Here is a 15,573-nt window from a genome sequence, read left to right on the forward strand (position 1 = left end):
GCCGGATCGCTCCGGCGGGTTCTTCAATTCAGAGGCGGATGCTTATTCGCCGCCGCGGTTCTTGAGCGCTGCGCCCAGGATGTCGCCGAGCGAAGCGCCGCTGTCGGACGAACCGAACTGGGCAACGGCTTCCTTCTCTTCCGCAATCTCCAGAGCCTTGATGGACAGCATGATCTTGCGGTCCTTCTTGGAGAAGTTGGTGACGCGGGCATCGAAGACCTGGCCGACCGAGAAGCGCTCGGGGCGCTGTTCGTCGCGGTCGCGGGCGAGGTCGGCGCGGCGGATGAAGGAAGTGATGTCCTCGTGGTTGACGAGCTTCACTTCGACGCCGCCGTCGTTGACCGCGATGACTTCGCAGGAAACGACTGCATTCTTGCGCAGGTCGCCCGATGCAGCGGCGTCGCCGACCGCATCCTTGCCGAGCTGCTTGATGCCGAGCGAGATGCGTTCCTTCTCGACATCGACGTCGAGAACGACGGCCTTGACGACGTCACCCTTGTTGAACTCCTCGATGACCTGTTCGCCCGGACGGTTCCAGTCGAGGTCGGAGAGGTGCACCATGCCGTCGACGTCGCCGTCGAGACCGATGAACAGGCCGAATTCGGTCTTGTTCTTGACTTCGCCTTCGACTTCAGTGCCGGCCGGATGGCTGCGAGCGAATGCTGCCCACGGGTTTTCCAGCGTCTGCTTGAGGCCGAGCGAAATACGGCGCTTGGACGGATCGACTTCGAGAACGACGACTTCGACTTCCTGGCTGGTCGACAGGATCTTGCCGGGGTGAACGTTCTTCTTGGTCCAGGACATTTCCGAGATGTGGATCAGGCCTTCGATGCCCGGCTCCAGCTCGACGAACGCACCGTAGTCGGTGATGTTGGTGACGGTACCGGAAATCTTCTTGCCTTCCGGATACTTGGCCTGAATGCCATCCCACGGATCGCTCTCGAGCTGCTTCATGCCGAGCGAGATGCGGTGGGTTTCCTGGTTGATGCGGATGATCTGAACCTTGACCTGCTGGCCGATGTTCAGGATTTCCGACGGATGGTTCACACGGCGCCATGCCATGTCGGTGACGTGCAGCAGGCCGTCGATGCCGCCGAGGTCAACGAACGCACCGTAATCGGTGATGTTCTTGACGACGCCGTCAACAACCTGGCCTTCTTCGAGGTTCTGAACGATTTCAGAACGCTGCTCGGCACGGGATTCTTCCAGAACCGTACGGCGCGAAACGACGATGTTGCCGCGACGCTTGTCCATCTTGAGGATTTCGAAGGGCTGCGGGTTGTGCATCAGCGGCGTGACGTCGCGGATCGGACGGATGTCGACCTGCGAACGCGGCAGGAAGGCGATCGCACCGTCGAGGTCGACCGTGAAGCCGCCCTTGACCTGGTTGAAGATCACGCCTTCGACGCGCTCGCCGGCTTCGAACTTGGCTTCGAGCTTGACCCAGCTCTCTTCGCGGCGAGCCTTCTCGCGCGACAGAACGGCTTCGCCGAGCGCGTTTTCGATACGCTCGACATAAACTTCGACTTCATCGCCAACCTTGAGCTGGCCATCCTTGGCGCGTGCGCCGAATTCCTTGAGCGCGATGCGGCCTTCAACCTTGAGGCCGACGTCGACAACGGCGACGTCCTTCTCGATGCCCGTCACGATGCCCTTGGTGACATAGCCTTCGGCCAGGTCGTTCTTGGCAAAGGACTCTTCGAGAAGAGCCGCGAAATCCTCGCGGGAGGGAGTAGCTACTGACATAAAATCTCCTGCGTGTCCCGAACATGGAATCGGACACGTGCGCGCCGGTTGGTTTGCGTTGAACGGGCCTGAACCCAGTCCGCCCTCTCTCACGAAGGCAATCCGGCGCTTGGACGGAATTTCAGGCTGCATAAAAGCGATCCATGCGTCTCAGCATGCAAAATCGCTTGAATTTAGGCATTTCGGCTCAAGACTGCATCGATGATCGATTGCGCAGCTTGAAACGCGGCCTCTATACTCATTTCCGACGTATCAAGCAAGTGCGCATCATCAGCTGGTTTCAAAGGGCTGTCGGCCCGTCCCATGTCGCGTTCGTCGCGCCGCTTGACGTCCTCGAAAATCGCATCGAAATCCGCCGTCGCACCCTTGCCGACAATCTCGTCATAACGGCGTCTCGCGCGCACCTGCGGCGACGCCGTCACATATAGTTTTACCGGCGCATCCGGGCAGACGACCGTGCCGATATCGCGCCCGTCGAGCACCGTGCCCGGCGCCTTTTCCGAGAACCGCCGCTGCGCCTCGACGAGCGCCCGGCGCACCGCCGGCATTACGGCGATCTTCGAGGCGGCTTCGCCGATCTCGTGTTGCGAAAGTATATCGCGATCGAGCCCGCCAAGTTCAACCTCCAGCGCCATCTTTTCCGCCACCGCCTCGTCGTCGAGCGGCAGACCGGCGTCGAGCAGCGCCTTGGCGGTGGCGCGGTAGGTCAGGCCGGTGTCGAGATGGTGGAAGCCGTATAGCTCGGCGATGCGGCGCGAGAGCGTGCCCTTGCCGGCCGCCGCCGGGCCGTCGATGGCGATGGTGAAAGTCTTGGTCGTCATGGGATCAATCCTGGAGCAGGGCGCTTACGGGCCCCGACGCGGCGCCACACGTGGCATAATGCTTTGTAAAGGCGCAGCATTTCCTTCGCAAGCCCGCCCGTTCCGGCGACCGTCTCCGCCCGCTTCCGCCGCCCCCGCGCCTCGTTGCGAGAGGGACGCCGGCCGGGTATCCGCCGGTGCCGGAAATACCCTGCACTGCGATCCTAAAGTTTGGCTTTGACATGGGAAGCCGCAGCGATTAAGGGGACCGGCTTATAAATTCCGATGGAACGCCGGCTTGAACGGCATTTTGCCGAATCGCGGATTCGGCCATTCTCACGAGGCTTATAGTGGCGAAAGCGGAACTTGGAACCAAGCGCACCGATCCGGAAACCGGCAAGAAGTTCTACGATCTGAACCGGGATCCGATCGTTTCTCCTTATACCGGCAAGTCCTACCCCCTGTCCTTCTTCGAGGAAACCTCGGCAATCGCCGACGTCGCCGAGGAAGACGAGGTTGCGGAAGTCGATACCGAAAACACCGAAGTCGAACTGGTTTCGCTTGAGGATGCCGATGACGCCGCGTCCGGCGACGACATCCCGGATATGGGCGACGACGATGTCGAAATCGAAGGCGATGACGACGACGATACCTTCCTCACACCCGACGAAGACGATGACGATGACGACATGAGCGACATCATCGGCGTGACCGGCGACGAAGACGAAGTCTGATCAGACAAATGCCGGCCCGGATTACAAAAAAATTCCGGGTCGGATTTTTTAGGCTTGCCATCTGCGAAAACCGCAAGTAAGAAGCCGCCACCCCAGAGGGAACGCCTCTGGAGTATCCCAGGACCGGCCACGCCGGACCACCTTTGATGGGGCTATAGCTCAGCTGGGAGAGCGCTTGCATGGCATGCAAGAGGTCAGCGGTTCGATCCCGCTTAGCTCCACCAAATTTCTCCATCCAAATCAAATAGTTAGTAGCCCAGCCAAGTGCGCTCGCGCTCGTCGTCCTCGACGGGGAAGCACCTGGGAAGTACGCGATGTGCGAAAATGGCCTAGTGACGGATATGGCTTCGCGGGGTTTGTTCCAGTGCGGCGCACCGTATCGTCAGTCATCATCCCAGCGGCACGGCCGACTGCGAACCTAGTGCCGCTGTTTCGGAGCCGATTCGATTCGACTCCATAGTCTGAGTCGTGGCATACTTGAGCCCATGGCACACGTGACGAAATTTTCCCCGAAGTCCACAGGCGCGAGCAATGAGCGCTTGCCATCCGATTCTCAGGAAGTAGCGGACCAAATCAGAGCGTTGTTGGAAAACGTCCCCCAGGAGAGCCGAGAGGCTATCCTCGCGGCAATATCTGAATACGTCAGGCCGATCCCAGTCGAGCGCGCAGGTGACGTTCTGGGCACGGTAGTAAGATTCGTGCAGCGGAAGCAGGAGGTTACGGTCGAGGACGTCAAAGAAGCCGTCCGGGAAGCTGGGCTCGATGCCACCCCGAAGGAAGTCTACAACGCTATCGGTTATTTAACGAGGAAGGGACATATGCGTCGTGTCGGCTACGGCCGTTACATCATCGACGGCGTTGAATTTGTCACCTCCGATGATTTCGGCGGCGCGCCGTCTCGACATGAGGACGGATACAAAATTGATGAGTCCGGTCAGTGACTTGCAGAAAAGGAGGTAAAGTAGGATAATAGTCAGACAGGCAAAAGCTTTCGCGTCTGAACAGGTCTTCGACCACCTATCCAGACGCCTGGCTGAAAGCCTAAGCGCTCGTAGCTCAGTTGGATAGAGCTGGTTCTTCGTAGGTCCCGTGTCGCCGGTTCGAGTCCGGCCGAGCGCTCCACCCATCTACTTGCGCCTGCGAATGATAGCATTTGCGGGCGCAAGATGGAATCGGCTGCAGTAGAAAATATTTTTGTAGTTAATCGCATTGAGCCCTCCGTCGTCGTGATTAACCGCTTCTACACGCTCAGAGATTCCTCGCGACTTTATCAGCAGCAGCGTATCGCAGTTTTCCATTCTTGAGGAAGAGCCCGGTTTCGTGCTCGTTACCTTGACGAACCCAGGCGTGCGCGACGTCGGCGCGAACGACCGAGAAGGTGTTATCTGCGGATACGCTTGAAGCCGCCATGTCGGCTTTCTTCTGAAATTCAACCAAGGTTTGTCTGTCAGATCCAGCGCGGCGCCGAAGAGCGTAGAACATACGGTTGTCTCCAAATTTTGCGGTTAAAGCCGCGTTTTTTCTAACTTCCGAAAACCTACATTATCGGAACCCAAAAACCGGTCACTGCTGCCAACCGTCTTATAAGGCGAAGTCATCATCCGGCTTTGTGCGGCGCTTGGCGGGCTTCTTCGTTTTTGGCTTAGGCTTTGGCTTCTGCATTCGTGCGGCCGCGTTTTCACTGCGCTGCTTCTCAATCACCCGGAGCCCGTCGAACATTTCGGACTCACCAGCGCGTTGCTGGGTGTTCTGCTCAAGCAGTTGTGAGGCCGCCACCTGCAGGCCACCGGCCACCATCTGGCGCATGGCGTCTTCCCATTCCCAAGCTCGGTCCGTCTTTGCGTGATATTCCCGGTGACGAAGCGAGAGCGTTTCGCTGATCAGATAGGAGTTAGGCCATTCGCCCAAAGCGTCGTGATAGTCACGGTAGGCTTTCACGACATCGGCGCACTGCCGTCCAAGCTCCGCTGGGCTGCCGGCGCCGCGGACAATCCGGAGGAAGTTGGCGGCTAACCGCTTCAGAGGCCAACGTAGATCTATCTCGGCGTTGCGCCGATCGAGTTCGCGTTGATCGTTTTCGACAGCAAGGCGGATATGGGGCGGCTTCTGGTCTTCAGACATTCGTTCCTCTCAGTGCCGCCAACCAGAAGCTGAACTGAAAGGAACGAGTCGTCAATACCGAGATGTGAAGGGCGGCTCCAAGAACCGCCCCTACTCATTTCCTCGGTGCTAGAGCATCTAACTCTTCGAGGATTTTCCTGTTCTCCTCGGCGGTGAGGCGCTGAAGGATTGCGAGCAGCTTCGATACCCTCATGAGGACTTCCTCACGAGATAGCCAGCTTGGTTTTCGAGAGAGAGGCCGAACACGTATTCACCACCGCCGTGTTCCTTCATTGCCTTTGCGGCCTGCTTCAGATGCCAGAAGGCGCGCTGCTCGGGTGTTTCCGATGCGAGGAACTCCTCAAGGCTCACCTTGACAGGCTGAGCTGCGGTCGACGCGACGGGCGCCGAGATTGCAGCCGCTCCGATAAGAAACGATCGACGCTGCATCATGCCGCCCTCCTAGATGGACCCGACTGAGATGGCACCGGAGCGGCTCTCTCGACGAGCTGGATCATCTCGGCGTACCGCCAGCGCTCGATCAGTTCCTGGCGAGTGCCTTCCGTATAGGTAGGATAGGCGTTGTCGTACTTCTGCAGGAGCGCATCCAGGCTGGTCTTGCTCATCGGGATCCAGGCGCCGCGGCCGGTGTCGATCAGAAGGTCGAACTTGCCGTCAGTCTCGTGGGGAAGAATATTCATCATGCTACCACCCCTTCGAGGCCTTCCAGATACTTTAGCGCAGCCAGTCGCAACGTCTGAGCGAGTGTGCCGTCAGAGCGGAAATCCCCTTCGAAGACGTCGATTTCGGTAAAAAGCTTCAGCGCCTCAATTGCGCCTTCTCGGCTCGGAGCGGCGCCTTTCCATTCCCGCAACGCGTCTTCATGTTTCTCGTACATATCCGCCGCGATTTGATCTTCGTTTTCCTTCGTGAAGGTTTCGATTGGCATCTCGCGGAAAGCCCTTAGGCCATCTCGATAGGCGATAATTTTGTCGCGCAACGCATCAGGCTTTCTGAAGCCGGGAATCTTGTACATCGTGTGGATGCCGTGTTCATTGAGCGCGACCTGAGCGATTTGCAGATCTTCGTTTGCGCGCAAAAGAGCGGCAGCTTCAGAAAGCAATCCATCCAGTTTCAGCACTGCTTCCGGACGTGGATCGTGTGTCGGCTTACTTGATTCCTGCTCCTCGTCTCGCGGTAGTTGGGATAGATACCCGCCAGCCATGGCGTACTTATTGACGGTGTTCATAAAGCCGACTTTATGACCGCGTGTGGCGCCCGCCTCCATATCGAGCATGATCGAGCCGAGCAGCGAGGCGTTGCCGACGTTATGGTGCTTGCCGATGAAGGCGATGAATTCCTCCGCGAGGCGCCGCCCGAGGTCCGCATCGGCGCTGTAGTTGCCGCTGCGGGGTACATCGGCCCAATAGTCGTAGCCTCCTCCGTCTTCACGCTTCTTCTTGATGAAGGAAAGACCCTCGTGGAGCGGAGGCGGCCCAACTAAGCATGGTTCCTCGTCCTCGCACGTCGGGGCAGAGCGCCCGAAGTCGGAAACGGTTTTTTTGCGAAGGGTTTTGGTTGCCATTTCAGGCGCTCCTTTTCACGATGGCGATTTGGTTGAGAATGTCGGCTCGGTCTGCGCTGGTCTGCATCCGCCAGGGGCGAGCATCGATGCGCATCAATTCGGTGTTCAGTTCCAGCACGCGGTCGGCTGCGCGTTGCTGGAGGGTCTTTAAGGTTTCAGCGACCTTCCATTTCGCAGTCATCCATGCGGACTTGAGGCATCGCGAGAGTGACTTGCGACGGGCTTGGGCATTGGTCGGGCGGGAGTTCGCCCAGTCTCGGCGGTAGAGCTTCCACGCATGGGACATGATGGCGGCGCGGTCAAATTTTGGCATGCCTTCGGCGGCGGCCAGAATCACACTGTCCTGCATCGCTCAATCTCCAGTGTTTGTTTCAGTTGGTGAAGTCGCCAGCTTTCCAGACGCCGCGGTTCAAGCCCCACTGCTCATCTTCCAGGATGGCCTGTACAAGTTCGGCGAGGGCAAATGCCTCTTTCGATGACCTGTCGTCGTCGAGGACGGCCTTCGACAAGCCCAGCAACTTTGCTCTGTCTTCCGGATATGCGCTGAGGGGCTTCACTTCGCTCTCGTCCATCTTGTTCAAACCTTACACTTTTGATATAAGCTAATCACAGGTGCCAAGTCAACACTTTTGATGTAAGGTTATTTATTTTGTGTCTCTCTGCAGCTCAATGCCGCGCAGCTCGTGCCCTTTTGGGATGGTCGCAGGATCAACTGTCCGTGGCGTCGAAGGTAGCGAAAGCCACGATAGCGAATTTTGAGGCTGGGAAGCGGGCACCCTATGAGCGAACGCTTGCGGACATCCGGGAGAGCCTAGAGGCGGCCGGCGTAACGTTCATCGCACAGAACGGCGGGGGCGCAGGAGTCCGTCTCGCAAAGCCGGAATAACAAGGGGGTGCAATGGCTCTTGTCGAACTGACAGAAAACCAACTCCGGACACTCAGGGCCGCGCTCGTGCATATCGTCGAAGAGATAGAGGACGACGCCGAGGATCTGATCGGTGTCACCCGATGGGAAGTCGAAGAATTGCGTCGATATCTCACGGTGAAAGAAACACCTGCCTGACAAAACTGACTTTACTGACAAAACCCTTCCTGAAGACGTCTGCGAGGAGGTTTCGTCAGTTTTGTCAGTTTTGTCAGGACCGTGCTACGCTCGGATATTATTCCAATCCTGACGCTCAATTCGATGGATTGATCGTGCCTCTACGGCGAACGCTCTCCGCAGAGACTACATCTGAGGCTCTTTCAGCTTGAGTTCCGCCTGCTCGATGGCTCGCTCAGCATTTGCTGCAGCTTGCTCTCGCCCAACATTGGTCATTCCGGCGCTCGGGACGTTTGCTTTTAACAGTCGCGGCGATTGAATTCGCCACATCCAGGTTCCAGGCGCCTCGCCAACAGCTACTCCCACGGTGGCCAAGACCTCGCTTTCGTTGTCCGCTCTACAAGTAAAAAACGAAGACTGCTTTTCCGGAACTCGCAGCCAATGAAAAGCCCGGCCAGCGAAATCTATCGCCGATCGAGTGCGCCCTTCTCTGATGAGAAATTCATCCAGTGTGGCTGCGTCGAGTTCTTTGCCATCGAGCTCATAGTGAAAGAGATAGTCGCCGCCGAGAGCACGTAGGGCCTCTTCGTGATCCACAAGTTCATGCGCGGTCTGCGATTCAAAAACCTCCATATGTCCACTTCTCGGAATCGCCTTAAGTTTAAATCGCATTATGAACCTCCATATATTGTTCGTCTCATATATCGGCGTGACGATCAAAGCCGGCAAGAGGCTTCCCCATCAGGCTCAAAAACGGTGGAACGATCACATCTAATGTGTGTGTTAACAATACCTTTATATGCAATTTGACGTCGCAACGGAATCTGCGATGATGACCTCGGGCAACTGAGGGGTTTCCGTGAAAATGATAAAATCTATTACAATTGCGCTTGCCATCGTCGCGGGTGTTTCGTCCGTTGCTCAGGCAACATGCTTTGGAACCGGGTCATTCCGGACATGCAGCGACAGCAACGGTAACACTTACAACATTCAGAAGTTTGGCAATTCCACCAACATGCAGGGCTATAACGCTGAAACAGGCTCTAGTTGGTCGCAGAATTCGCAGACGTACGGAAATTCGACGTACACCACTGGCCGCGCTGCCGATGGCAATAGCTGGAACATGAATCAGCGGCGCATAGGCAACACGACTTTCTATTCGGGAACTGACTCGGATGGGAATTACTTCAGTGGCTCGTGCGGTGCTTATGGTTGCAACTGAGGTGTTCCAGCCAATTCGTTTCGGGCAGGCCAAGTAGCCAGAACTGACTTTACTGACAAACCGGGTTTTGTCAGTTTTGTCAGTTTAGTCATCCGACTTATTTTCAACTCTCGCGGTTTTCCTCTTGCGAAATTGCAACCTTGTCTTAGGCTGCGCGAAGAGGTTAGGGAGACTCATGAGACTACTAATATTGCTCGCGCTGGCTGCCGGCGCCCTGTCGTCGTGTGCAGCATCTAGTTCAATGCGCACCGCCCAGAATGAAATCATCATCAAAACACGCGCGGCGCCGATCTGCGGCGACACAGGCGCGATGAAGGTGGCAGCAAAGCAAGCTGCGATCGAGACGATTAAGGCGGGCTATGACCGCTACATCATCGTCGGCCAGGCAGGCGCTGACACAACGCGAGTTGTTCAGATGCCCGGCTCCTACACGACCACCGGAACGGCAACGGTCTATGGAAACACCGGATATTACAGCGGCAATACGGTCTACAATCCCGGCCCAACGTTCGTTACTGGCGGGCACAATCAGGACCTTGCGGTCCGAATGTTTAAGGAAGGCGAGCCCGGAAGCCAGAATGCACTTTCTGCCAGGGATACCCTCGGACCAAAGTGGGCGCTGATTGTCCGCGACGGCATCAACACCTGTGCAGGGTAGCGACCGGAGGTACTGTGCGCACCTTTGTTATCTGGCTGTTCTACATCTTCATCGACCTTGTGGTCGCTTGCCTTGCCACCTTGCTAAATGATCAGCAGCCCTCCCTGCCGTTCCTTGCCACACTCGCCATTCTTTGGCTTGGGCTGCCGCTCGTGGGGCTCCTGTCGCTCCTCAAATTCTGGCTGGCCTACTGGCTCTTCTTACGCACTCGGATGGTGCGGTTCTACAAAGCCGAGATGTACAAATTCAAATTCCCTTCAACCAACGGCCACTTCGCGTGGAACCAATACCTGGAATATGTGATGACCGACGCTTCAGCGAAAAAGGAAGCCGCTGTGAAAGCAGGTGTGTTCGTAGGAGAAATAGAGGGATTCCGGACGACACGTCCTTTCACGATGTTCATCGCAGCGCAATCCAGCTTTGAACAGGCCATGAGCGAATATCAGGCGCCGCCATCGACGAGTGGGCTGTTCGAACGCGCGAGGCACGTTGAGTGACAACCGCAATCGCGGCGCCGCGGGCTGGTTCAAGGGTGACCGACAAAACCGACTTTACTGACTAAACCGGTTTCCCGGCTGTGTCGGTTATTCACTGAAGCGATCGACGATTGAGCGTCTTGCCCTCGGTGACAATGGCGTCACCTTGCCGAACCGGCGCCACGGTGTGCAGGACGTACTCAATCTTCTGACCGTTAGGATGATTTACGGATGGGCGAGAATTTTGGACGCCAGCGAAGTCCCCCGGCTGCAGTCTCACTCCCTCCACCTCGCAGTCCTGCACCGCTCTCAGCCTTACGTTCACTTCTGCCATGTTGGGCTCCTACCTTGCGTCTGATTGACGGACTTAGAGTCGGCCTTGAATTCAGCAAGGGGACGCATGAAAAACTCGTAGCCGGCGCTGACAAAACTGACTTTACCGACAGAACCCGTTCTGTCGGTTTTGTCGGTTTAGTCAGTGCAACATCCAGCCTTTTCAGGTGTGGAGTCGATCGGCATCCGCCGTCATGATGGAGGCTGAAACGGGCCGCCGACATCTTGCGCGGAGCCAAGCCTGGAGACGCATTATGACCGTTATCGACACCGCCACACTGCTCGAAGACGCTGCCAATCGAATCGCAGATGTTTCCCGGCCGGACCTGCAGATCATGCTCCGTCGCACCGCGCTACTGTTGCGAAACTCCGGATCGATCGCATTTGACGATGACATGGAAGAAGCTCTGCGGGATCTGTCCGGCGAATTCGGCAAGACGCGCAATGACATGATCAGGTTTATCGTCAGGGAGTGGATGGAGAAGAACACCTATCTGCCGGTGCACGAGTTGGACGAAGATGGCGATGTTGATGGGAGTGCCTGAGCCGCGCTATCCTCGGAGCACCCGTCGTGCGAACCCGAAATGGAGCATCAGCATGCCAACCCTCCCGCAGATGACCGGTTCACTGCATATCCACAATTTCTATATCGGAAAGCTGAAGGCAAAGCAGGAACAACTTTTTGACAGCGACCCCGACTTGGCGACGCTTCTCGACAATGTGACCGCCATCCTGTCCGAGCACGCTGAAGCGTTGGCTGACGACATCGCTGATATGGAAGCTGACGACAATTGAGATGTGAGCGAGCCATCCCGGTACACAATCACCCAAACTGCCACGAACCTTCTCAGGCCGGTGAACAGCCCGAGAAATGTGTTCGAAGGTGGCTCGACGGGCGGTCTAGTTCCGCGGTCGCGTTGCGGCGGAAGCCGATGTTTGCCATTTTTCCTGAAACAATAAGAGGATTGCGCATTTGAAGCGTATGTCCGTCTCTCCCTAGGTCACCGCCTTTGAGCCCCAGCTCTTCCATCTCTGCCATTCCTTCACATCTTTAACGGCTTGCCGATCTGTTTTGGTGCGTCGTGCATGCCCGCTGGCGGGGTGCAGATTGCGCCCGTTACCATGCGAGCTAGAGGGCATCGAACGCCGGCGAGGAGGGGATTTCGCTGAAACCTAAATAGCTGCGGCGGCAATAGTGCTGCACACCTCAAGGAGCAATCTTATGATTCACAAAATCACTATCACCGGCCCGGCTGGCACTCTCACCTACGAATATCCGGCACATGTTGTTTCTGCGGCCACTCGGCATGCGTTCGACCTGTACCGACTTCACTTCGGCCCCCTGTTCGAGGCTACGACGACTTGGTCGCGCTGATCGCGGTGTTAATGCAGAATGGCGCCAAACGGCGCCGTTCTTTCGTCACGACTGATTTTCCTGTGCTAACCCGTATTAACGTGCTGTAGGACAAACGCCTTTCGCACTGGGTGGTCGTTCGGCTATCTCGTGACGCGACCTTCTAATGCTTCGATGCGCTCCAACAGATCCGTTGTCTCGACGGCCTTTCGTTGGGCCTCGATGATAGCAACGACGCTCTGAGCCTCGGATGGCGATATTTCCCCTTCCGTCACCGCCTTCAAGACTCCAGCGATGGCTCCCGGCATGTCCTTGGCCGTGTCGATTGTCGGAAGCTGGAACTGAACCGCACGAGGCGTCGGCGCCGGTCGAGGATGGATAAACGCGGCGGCCTTCTCGGCAGCCCAGTCCCGGCGCTTCTGGTCGGCGTTCTCATCCACCATTACCTCCAGCAGATATTCGAGGGGTGATTTCCCGGATCCGAGGATGTCAGCAGCCATCTCCGCCGAACGCTGATTGAGCGTTCCCGGCTTCCGGCCTGCTCCTTTTCGTGCTCCACCTTTTGGCATACGTCGATTTTCTCTGATTGTTTTCTAACGGTGTTTCGCCCGTAGACGCCTTCACTTGCTGCGTGTCTTCCCGTTGACAGCGGCCAGAAGCGCGGAGACATGCTCGTTCGCAATTGCGGCCATTGCCGGGTCTATGCTCGCCTGCCGTTGTGGCGACGCTGCGATCAGGCGGATGACGAGGATATCCTTGCTCTCGGGGCTCGTATCCAAGCCCATCTCCGCAGCCTGCCTATAGGCGTCCTGCTCCTCGGCCTCGTTCACCACAAGACGAACGACCTTCGGGTATTCCTTTTTGGGGCCGGCGATCAGCTCCAGTTTGTTCAGGCGGGGGACAAGGTTACTTGGCATGGTGACTCCTGGTGCTGGCCAAATTGCGAAAGGATGCGATCAGACCCTGGACATCCATCTTCGTCATCCCTTCTGGCAGAGGCTCATCTGCGCTCACCGCACGGGCCAGTGCTTCCACATAATCGGCCATTTTCACACCCGCTTCGGCCTCGATCCTCACGGCAATCGCCGCAAGCCGTGCGTCCAATTCCTCGTCGGTCAGGTGTTCATGAGGTCTGGCCGGATTGCGACCTTCCAGCTTGACAATACGGTCGAGGATGCTTCGTGCCATTACTGTCTCTGCTTAGGTCCGATCTGAAAGGCGTAGTGGTGGTTCCGGCCGTCGTAGGACTTATTAACCCAGCCGAACCAGAGCTTGAGATAGAAGCCGCCGAACAGCGGCTGATCGCGCTTCCAGCAGAAGAAGCGCACGCCGTTGGCCGTCTCCATGACGTACCACTGATTTTTAGGGGCTTCGCTGATCTGCTGCTCAATGATGACGGTTCCGGCCGCAGGCATTCCGAGCAACCGCGACTGCCAGCCATGAGCCGGGTTCCTGCATATCCAGCACGTCCGCTGCCACCATAGTCGCCAACTGCTAAGACCACTTCTATAGCTTTTGACGCTCTGAGCTATCCCGCCGTCCAGGTCTGCATCGAGCGTTGAGAACCATTGCAGGACGCCGGGCAGGCGCGGGCCGCTGAGCAGCGATAATGCAGCGAGCGCCGGCGAGAAAACGTAGGCCATGAAGACGAACATCAGATTGACTGGGAGATAGAGCAGATAGCGCGCGAGGGGTTTGATCATAGTTGCGCCGCCGCGGCAAAGAACTCGTCGATTTGCTGAGGCGAGAAGCCCATGGCCACGAACCCTCCCTTCATCATTGGGCTATCCTTTATGAAAGTGCCGCTATACTCGTAGGCGATCTGGACGTCGCGAGCCTGCTGTGCAACCCAAGCATCCACGGCATCGAGGAGGCCGGCGGACAACAACTGAAGCTTGAATTGGCGCGACGATACCGATGTGATGTCCAGCGTCGGATTTAGGAAAGCAACCAGTTCAGTGTCATCATCAGCAATTTCGACAGTCATGTCTGTCTGGCGCCTTGCGGACGCCGCCACGATCCGGCCGTTTTCTCTGCGGATGAACATGGATCAGGCTCCGATGCGAGGAATCTGGTAATCACGCCAGCCAAGTGTCTGGAGTGTGTTTGTTGTCGCCGAAGGCGCTGGATTAAGAGTTAGACCGACACTCACCTGTCCTGAGGTGTTGGTGAATTGCTCAACAACCGCTCGGAGGCGAGAGCTTCCGTTCGAACCGTAGTTCTCGATGAACTGGGTAACATTAGAATTTATGCCATCGGCAATTTCCATGATGACATCCGTTCCGGTTGCGTTTGTGCCTATGAACGCCTGAAACAACCCCAGGACCCTCCGACCGGTCGGAAGCGTGCAGGTCAACAACGAAATCGCGCGGGCGGCAGTTGTGGAGAGGTCATTCGGAAATGAAGTGACATTCCAGCGGAAATTATTGCCGTCCTGAATGAAGCGAATAATGTTCCCACCGCTGTCCGTAAGAACCATGCCGATATCGAAGCCATTGGGCGCAACAATGGTATAGCCAGCAGGGACTGTGACTGCGCCGGCGGTCGTCGCTGTAGAAAAGATGAAGTCGGCGGACCCGTCCGCGGTCTTGTGCAAGACCCAAACACGATATGTGGTGTTGGCCGACTTTGTGCCTGTGTCTAGGCCCCCGTTTCCAGTTCCGGCCGCCCAAGCTGCATCTAGCCGCTTTGTATAGACCGATGGACTCGTGACAAATGACGAGCCCGACCGAGCATAGATTCCTGAGATGTCAATGTGAGTATTTGGTGCGCTCGTGCTATTGGACAGCACGCCGCCGATAACGAAGCTTCCGATGTCCGATGCGTTGGTTTTGGCGTTCAACCTCGTTATCAGCTTGTCTGTGAAAAATGCGGTTCCGTTGCAGATGATATCGGCAGAATATCCATCTGGAACAACGAGCGCGGTTGCACCATCAACCGTCTCGGCACCGCTTGGATCAATCATCACATCGCCGCCATCCGCAATCACTCTGACGTGCCATTGGCCTGTAACAGCCGTCAATGTTGCGGCGGCCGTCAGGGACAGTGTCGCTGCAGCCGTGAAGTGAAGGATGGCGTTATTGTCGGTCGCAAGCGCGGTGTAGTTGGTGGCCTTGGCCGCATAAACGACCTTGCCGTCAACATCACGGCGAAGAATAGCCATGATGGCACGATCTGAGTTGTTCATGTTGCTTGGTGGACAGCCCTCACCAATGTAAATGCCGGCGACATCGGTGTTGTTGCCGGCCGTAGTGTCCCACGAGAGGAAGGTGTTCCTGGCCATGTCAATTTTCCCCTCTTTGACCCAGCAAAATGTCACCAGGTGCAAAGACGCCGGTGAATTGGCGGCCCGACGCTTTCAGCTTTTCCGCCGCGGCCTGCAGGACGAACTCGTTTGCGGACAGTCCCTCACGTCTTGCGGCGTCGAACAGAGCTTCCCTAAACGTCGCTGTGACGCGGCCACCCTTGAGCATGATAGGCACGATAGGGTCGCGAGACTTGATCAAGTTCATGGGCCATCTCC

The 15,573-nt window shown here is 57.0% G+C and carries 25 protein-coding genes, 2 tRNA genes and 1 pseudogene; 10 read left to right on the top strand and 18 right to left on the bottom strand.

The window, feature by feature from the left end:
- Positions 1 to 42: 42 nt before the first annotated feature.
- Together rpsA and cmk are read right to left on the bottom strand one after the other, a co-directional pair.
- The gene (gene rpsA, locus EFR00_RS30245; protein WP_003571265.1) at positions 43 to 1,746 is read right to left on the bottom strand and encodes a 30S ribosomal protein S1; all 1,704 of its coding nucleotides are present in this window, start codon (positions 1,744 to 1,746) and stop codon (positions 43 to 45) included.
- Between the two features lie 173 nt (positions 1,747 to 1,919).
- Entirely contained in the window at positions 1,920 to 2,567 is a 648-nt protein-coding gene (cmk, locus tag EFR00_RS30250; RefSeq protein ID WP_077990238.1) for a (d)CMP kinase, read from the bottom strand.
- Between the two features lie 329 nt (positions 2,568 to 2,896).
- On the opposite strand from cmk, the gene EFR00_RS30255 reads away from it, so the two are divergent.
- From EFR00_RS30255 to EFR00_RS30270, 4 genes are all read left to right on the top strand, one after another.
- Positions 2,897 to 3,280: a TIGR02300 family protein gene (locus EFR00_RS30255; RefSeq protein ID WP_003583384.1), complete on the top strand. Its 384-nt coding sequence runs from the start codon at positions 2,897 to 2,899 to the stop codon at positions 3,278 to 3,280.
- A 148-nt stretch (positions 3,281 to 3,428) separates the two neighbouring features.
- Positions 3,429 to 3,504, top strand: a tRNA-Ala gene (locus EFR00_RS30260).
- 261 nt (positions 3,505 to 3,765) lie between these two features.
- Positions 3,766 to 4,221, top strand: coding sequence for a hypothetical protein (locus EFR00_RS30265; protein ID WP_077990241.1), 456 nt, complete (start codon positions 3,766 to 3,768; stop codon positions 4,219 to 4,221).
- Between the two features lie 104 nt (positions 4,222 to 4,325).
- Positions 4,326 to 4,402 (top strand) — tRNA-Thr (locus EFR00_RS30270).
- Between the two features lie 126 nt (positions 4,403 to 4,528).
- Here EFR00_RS30270 and EFR00_RS30275 read toward each other — a convergent pair.
- The 7 genes from EFR00_RS30275 to EFR00_RS30305 form a co-directional block, all read right to left on the bottom strand.
- On the bottom strand, positions 4,529 to 4,762 hold the full coding sequence (locus EFR00_RS30275) for a hypothetical protein (protein ID WP_077990243.1): 234 nt from the start codon (positions 4,760 to 4,762) through the stop codon (positions 4,529 to 4,531).
- Positions 4,763 to 4,861: 99 nt separating this feature from the next.
- A complete protein-coding gene (locus tag EFR00_RS30280) occupies positions 4,862 to 5,401 on the bottom strand; it encodes a hypothetical protein (RefSeq protein ID WP_077990246.1) in 540 nt (179 codons plus the stop codon).
- A gap of 189 nt (positions 5,402 to 5,590) precedes the next feature.
- The gene (locus EFR00_RS30285; RefSeq protein WP_077990249.1) at positions 5,591 to 5,833 is read right to left on the bottom strand and encodes a hypothetical protein; all 243 of its coding nucleotides are present in this window, start codon (positions 5,831 to 5,833) and stop codon (positions 5,591 to 5,593) included.
- The gene (locus EFR00_RS30290) at positions 5,830 to 6,084 is read right to left on the bottom strand and encodes a hypothetical protein (protein WP_077990252.1); all 255 of its coding nucleotides are present in this window, start codon (positions 6,082 to 6,084) and stop codon (positions 5,830 to 5,832) included. Before EFR00_RS30290 ends, EFR00_RS30285 begins: the two co-directional genes overlap by 4 nt.
- Positions 6,081 to 6,965, bottom strand: coding sequence for a hypothetical protein (locus EFR00_RS30295; protein WP_077990254.1), 885 nt, complete (start codon positions 6,963 to 6,965; stop codon positions 6,081 to 6,083). Before EFR00_RS30295 ends, EFR00_RS30290 begins: the two co-directional genes overlap by 4 nt.
- Position 6,966: 1 nt before the next feature.
- Positions 6,967 to 7,314: a hypothetical protein gene (locus EFR00_RS30300; RefSeq protein WP_077990256.1), complete on the bottom strand. Its 348-nt coding sequence runs from the start codon at positions 7,312 to 7,314 to the stop codon at positions 6,967 to 6,969.
- 22 nt (positions 7,315 to 7,336) lie between these two features.
- A complete protein-coding gene (locus EFR00_RS30305; RefSeq protein ID WP_077990258.1) occupies positions 7,337 to 7,537 on the bottom strand; it encodes a hypothetical protein in 201 nt (66 codons plus the stop codon).
- A 77-nt stretch (positions 7,538 to 7,614) separates the two neighbouring features.
- Between EFR00_RS30305 and EFR00_RS30310 the strand changes: the two are divergent.
- Both EFR00_RS30310 and EFR00_RS33200 read left to right on the top strand, forming a co-directional pair.
- Positions 7,615 to 7,842: pseudogene (locus EFR00_RS30310) on the top strand (helix-turn-helix domain-containing protein); the annotation flags it as partial.
- 21 nt (positions 7,843 to 7,863) lie between these two features.
- Complete coding sequence (locus EFR00_RS33200; protein ID WP_167482308.1) at positions 7,864 to 8,028, top strand: hypothetical protein; 165 nt, start codon at positions 7,864 to 7,866, stop codon at positions 8,026 to 8,028.
- Between the two features lie 165 nt (positions 8,029 to 8,193).
- Here the strand turns inward: EFR00_RS33200 and EFR00_RS30315 are convergent, their stop codons facing one another.
- The gene (locus EFR00_RS30315) at positions 8,194 to 8,640 is read right to left on the bottom strand and encodes a hypothetical protein (RefSeq protein ID WP_125864883.1); all 447 of its coding nucleotides are present in this window, start codon (positions 8,638 to 8,640) and stop codon (positions 8,194 to 8,196) included.
- Positions 8,641 to 9,404: 764 nt separating this feature from the next.
- On the opposite strand from EFR00_RS30315, the gene EFR00_RS30325 reads away from it, so the two are divergent.
- Positions 9,405 to 9,887, top strand: coding sequence for a hypothetical protein (locus tag EFR00_RS30325; protein ID WP_077990270.1), 483 nt, complete (start codon positions 9,405 to 9,407; stop codon positions 9,885 to 9,887).
- Positions 9,888 to 9,901: 14 nt separating this feature from the next.
- A complete protein-coding gene (locus EFR00_RS30330; protein WP_077990272.1) occupies positions 9,902 to 10,384 on the top strand; it encodes a hypothetical protein in 483 nt (160 codons plus the stop codon).
- A gap of 91 nt (positions 10,385 to 10,475) precedes the next feature.
- On the opposite strand, the gene EFR00_RS30335 is transcribed toward EFR00_RS30330, so the two are convergent.
- Complete coding sequence (locus EFR00_RS30335; RefSeq protein WP_077990274.1) at positions 10,476 to 10,697, bottom strand: hypothetical protein; 222 nt, start codon at positions 10,695 to 10,697, stop codon at positions 10,476 to 10,478.
- A 253-nt stretch (positions 10,698 to 10,950) separates the two neighbouring features.
- Here EFR00_RS30335 and EFR00_RS30340 point away from each other — a divergent pair, with 253 nt between their 5' ends.
- A complete protein-coding gene (locus EFR00_RS30340; protein WP_077990276.1) occupies positions 10,951 to 11,241 on the top strand; it encodes a ribbon-helix-helix domain-containing protein in 291 nt (96 codons plus the stop codon).
- Positions 11,216 to 11,491 carry a hypothetical protein gene (locus EFR00_RS30345; protein WP_245435284.1) on the top strand — a complete coding sequence of 92 codons (276 nt, stop codon included), beginning with the start codon at positions 11,216 to 11,218 and terminating at the stop codon, positions 11,489 to 11,491. The genes EFR00_RS30340 and EFR00_RS30345 overlap by 26 nt, the downstream gene beginning before the upstream one ends.
- Before the next feature lie 702 nt (positions 11,492 to 12,193).
- Here EFR00_RS30345 and EFR00_RS30350 read toward each other — a convergent pair.
- The 7 genes from EFR00_RS30350 to EFR00_RS30380 form a co-directional block, all read right to left on the bottom strand.
- Positions 12,194 to 12,550 carry a hypothetical protein gene (locus EFR00_RS30350; protein ID WP_077990279.1) on the bottom strand — a complete coding sequence of 119 codons (357 nt, stop codon included), beginning with the start codon at positions 12,548 to 12,550 and terminating at the stop codon, positions 12,194 to 12,196.
- Between the two features lie 120 nt (positions 12,551 to 12,670).
- A complete protein-coding gene (locus EFR00_RS30355) occupies positions 12,671 to 12,967 on the bottom strand; it encodes a hypothetical protein (protein WP_077990281.1) in 297 nt (98 codons plus the stop codon).
- Positions 12,957 to 13,238: a hypothetical protein gene (locus tag EFR00_RS30360; RefSeq protein ID WP_077990288.1), complete on the bottom strand. Its 282-nt coding sequence runs from the start codon at positions 13,236 to 13,238 to the stop codon at positions 12,957 to 12,959. Before EFR00_RS30360 ends, EFR00_RS30355 begins: the two co-directional genes overlap by 11 nt.
- Complete coding sequence (locus tag EFR00_RS30365; protein WP_077990296.1) at positions 13,238 to 13,753, bottom strand: DUF7338 family protein; 516 nt, start codon at positions 13,751 to 13,753, stop codon at positions 13,238 to 13,240. The genes EFR00_RS30360 and EFR00_RS30365 overlap by 1 nt, the downstream gene beginning before the upstream one ends.
- Positions 13,750 to 14,097 (bottom strand): hypothetical protein, encoded by a 348-nt coding sequence (locus EFR00_RS30370; protein ID WP_077990298.1) that lies wholly within the window; start codon positions 14,095 to 14,097, stop codon positions 13,750 to 13,752. Before EFR00_RS30370 ends, EFR00_RS30365 begins: the two co-directional genes overlap by 4 nt.
- A gap of 3 nt (positions 14,098 to 14,100) precedes the next feature.
- Positions 14,101 to 15,333 (bottom strand): hypothetical protein, encoded by a 1,233-nt coding sequence (locus EFR00_RS30375; RefSeq protein WP_077990301.1) that lies wholly within the window; start codon positions 15,331 to 15,333, stop codon positions 14,101 to 14,103.
- A gap of 1 nt (position 15,334) precedes the next feature.
- Positions 15,335 to 15,562 (bottom strand): hypothetical protein, encoded by a 228-nt coding sequence (locus tag EFR00_RS30380; protein ID WP_077990303.1) that lies wholly within the window; start codon positions 15,560 to 15,562, stop codon positions 15,335 to 15,337.
- Between the last annotated feature and the right edge of the window lie 11 nt (positions 15,563 to 15,573).

The sequence above is a fragment of the Rhizobium sophoriradicis genome, assembly GCF_003939025.1.
Lineage (GTDB): Bacteria > Pseudomonadota > Alphaproteobacteria > Rhizobiales > Rhizobiaceae > Rhizobium > Rhizobium sophoriradicis.

Coding starts and splice junctions, on each gene's coding strand:
- EFR00_RS30295 (WP_077990254.1), bottom strand. CDS start 6,965: ATGGCAACCAAAACCCTTCGCAAAAAAACCGTTTCCGACTTCGGGCGC.
- EFR00_RS30350 (WP_077990279.1), bottom strand. CDS start 12,550: ATGGCTGCTGACATCCTCGGATCCGGGAAATCACCCCTCGAATATCTG.
- EFR00_RS30325 (WP_077990270.1), top strand. CDS start 9,405: ATGAGACTACTAATATTGCTCGCGCTGGCTGCCGGCGCCCTGTCGTCG.
- EFR00_RS30285 (WP_077990249.1), bottom strand. CDS start 5,833: ATGATGCAGCGTCGATCGTTTCTTATCGGAGCGGCTGCAATCTCGGCG.
- EFR00_RS30300 (WP_077990256.1), bottom strand. CDS start 7,314: ATGCAGGACAGTGTGATTCTGGCCGCCGCCGAAGGCATGCCAAAATTT.
- EFR00_RS30275 (WP_077990243.1), bottom strand. CDS start 4,762: ATGTTCTACGCTCTTCGGCGCCGCGCTGGATCTGACAGACAAACCTTG.
- EFR00_RS30290 (WP_077990252.1), bottom strand. CDS start 6,084: ATGATGAATATTCTTCCCCACGAGACTGACGGCAAGTTCGACCTTCTG.
- EFR00_RS30365 (WP_077990296.1), bottom strand. CDS start 13,753: ATGATCAAACCCCTCGCGCGCTATCTGCTCTATCTCCCAGTCAATCTG.
- rpsA (WP_003571265.1), bottom strand. CDS start 1,746: ATGTCAGTAGCTACTCCCTCCCGCGAGGATTTCGCGGCTCTTCTCGAA.
- EFR00_RS30315 (WP_125864883.1), bottom strand. CDS start 8,640: ATGGAGGTTTTTGAATCGCAGACCGCGCATGAACTTGTGGATCACGAA.
- EFR00_RS33200 (WP_167482308.1), top strand. CDS start 7,864: ATGGCTCTTGTCGAACTGACAGAAAACCAACTCCGGACACTCAGGGCC.
- EFR00_RS30340 (WP_077990276.1), top strand. CDS start 10,951: ATGACCGTTATCGACACCGCCACACTGCTCGAAGACGCTGCCAATCGA.
- EFR00_RS30360 (WP_077990288.1), bottom strand. CDS start 13,238: ATGGCACGAAGCATCCTCGACCGTATTGTCAAGCTGGAAGGTCGCAAT.
- cmk (WP_077990238.1), bottom strand. CDS start 2,567: ATGACGACCAAGACTTTCACCATCGCCATCGACGGCCCGGCGGCGGCC.
- EFR00_RS30280 (WP_077990246.1), bottom strand. CDS start 5,401: ATGTCTGAAGACCAGAAGCCGCCCCATATCCGCCTTGCTGTCGAAAAC.
- EFR00_RS30370 (WP_077990298.1), bottom strand. CDS start 14,097: ATGTTCATCCGCAGAGAAAACGGCCGGATCGTGGCGGCGTCCGCAAGG.
- EFR00_RS30375 (WP_077990301.1), bottom strand. CDS start 15,333: ATGGCCAGGAACACCTTCCTCTCGTGGGACACTACGGCCGGCAACAAC.
- EFR00_RS30355 (WP_077990281.1), bottom strand. CDS start 12,967: ATGCCAAGTAACCTTGTCCCCCGCCTGAACAAACTGGAGCTGATCGCC.
- EFR00_RS30335 (WP_077990274.1), bottom strand. CDS start 10,697: ATGGCAGAAGTGAACGTAAGGCTGAGAGCGGTGCAGGACTGCGAGGTG.
- EFR00_RS30345 (WP_245435284.1), top strand. CDS start 11,216: ATGGCGATGTTGATGGGAGTGCCTGAGCCGCGCTATCCTCGGAGCACC.
- EFR00_RS30305 (WP_077990258.1), bottom strand. CDS start 7,537: ATGGACGAGAGCGAAGTGAAGCCCCTCAGCGCATATCCGGAAGACAGA.
- EFR00_RS30380 (WP_077990303.1), bottom strand. CDS start 15,562: ATGAACTTGATCAAGTCTCGCGACCCTATCGTGCCTATCATGCTCAAG.
- EFR00_RS30265 (WP_077990241.1), top strand. CDS start 3,766: ATGGCACACGTGACGAAATTTTCCCCGAAGTCCACAGGCGCGAGCAAT.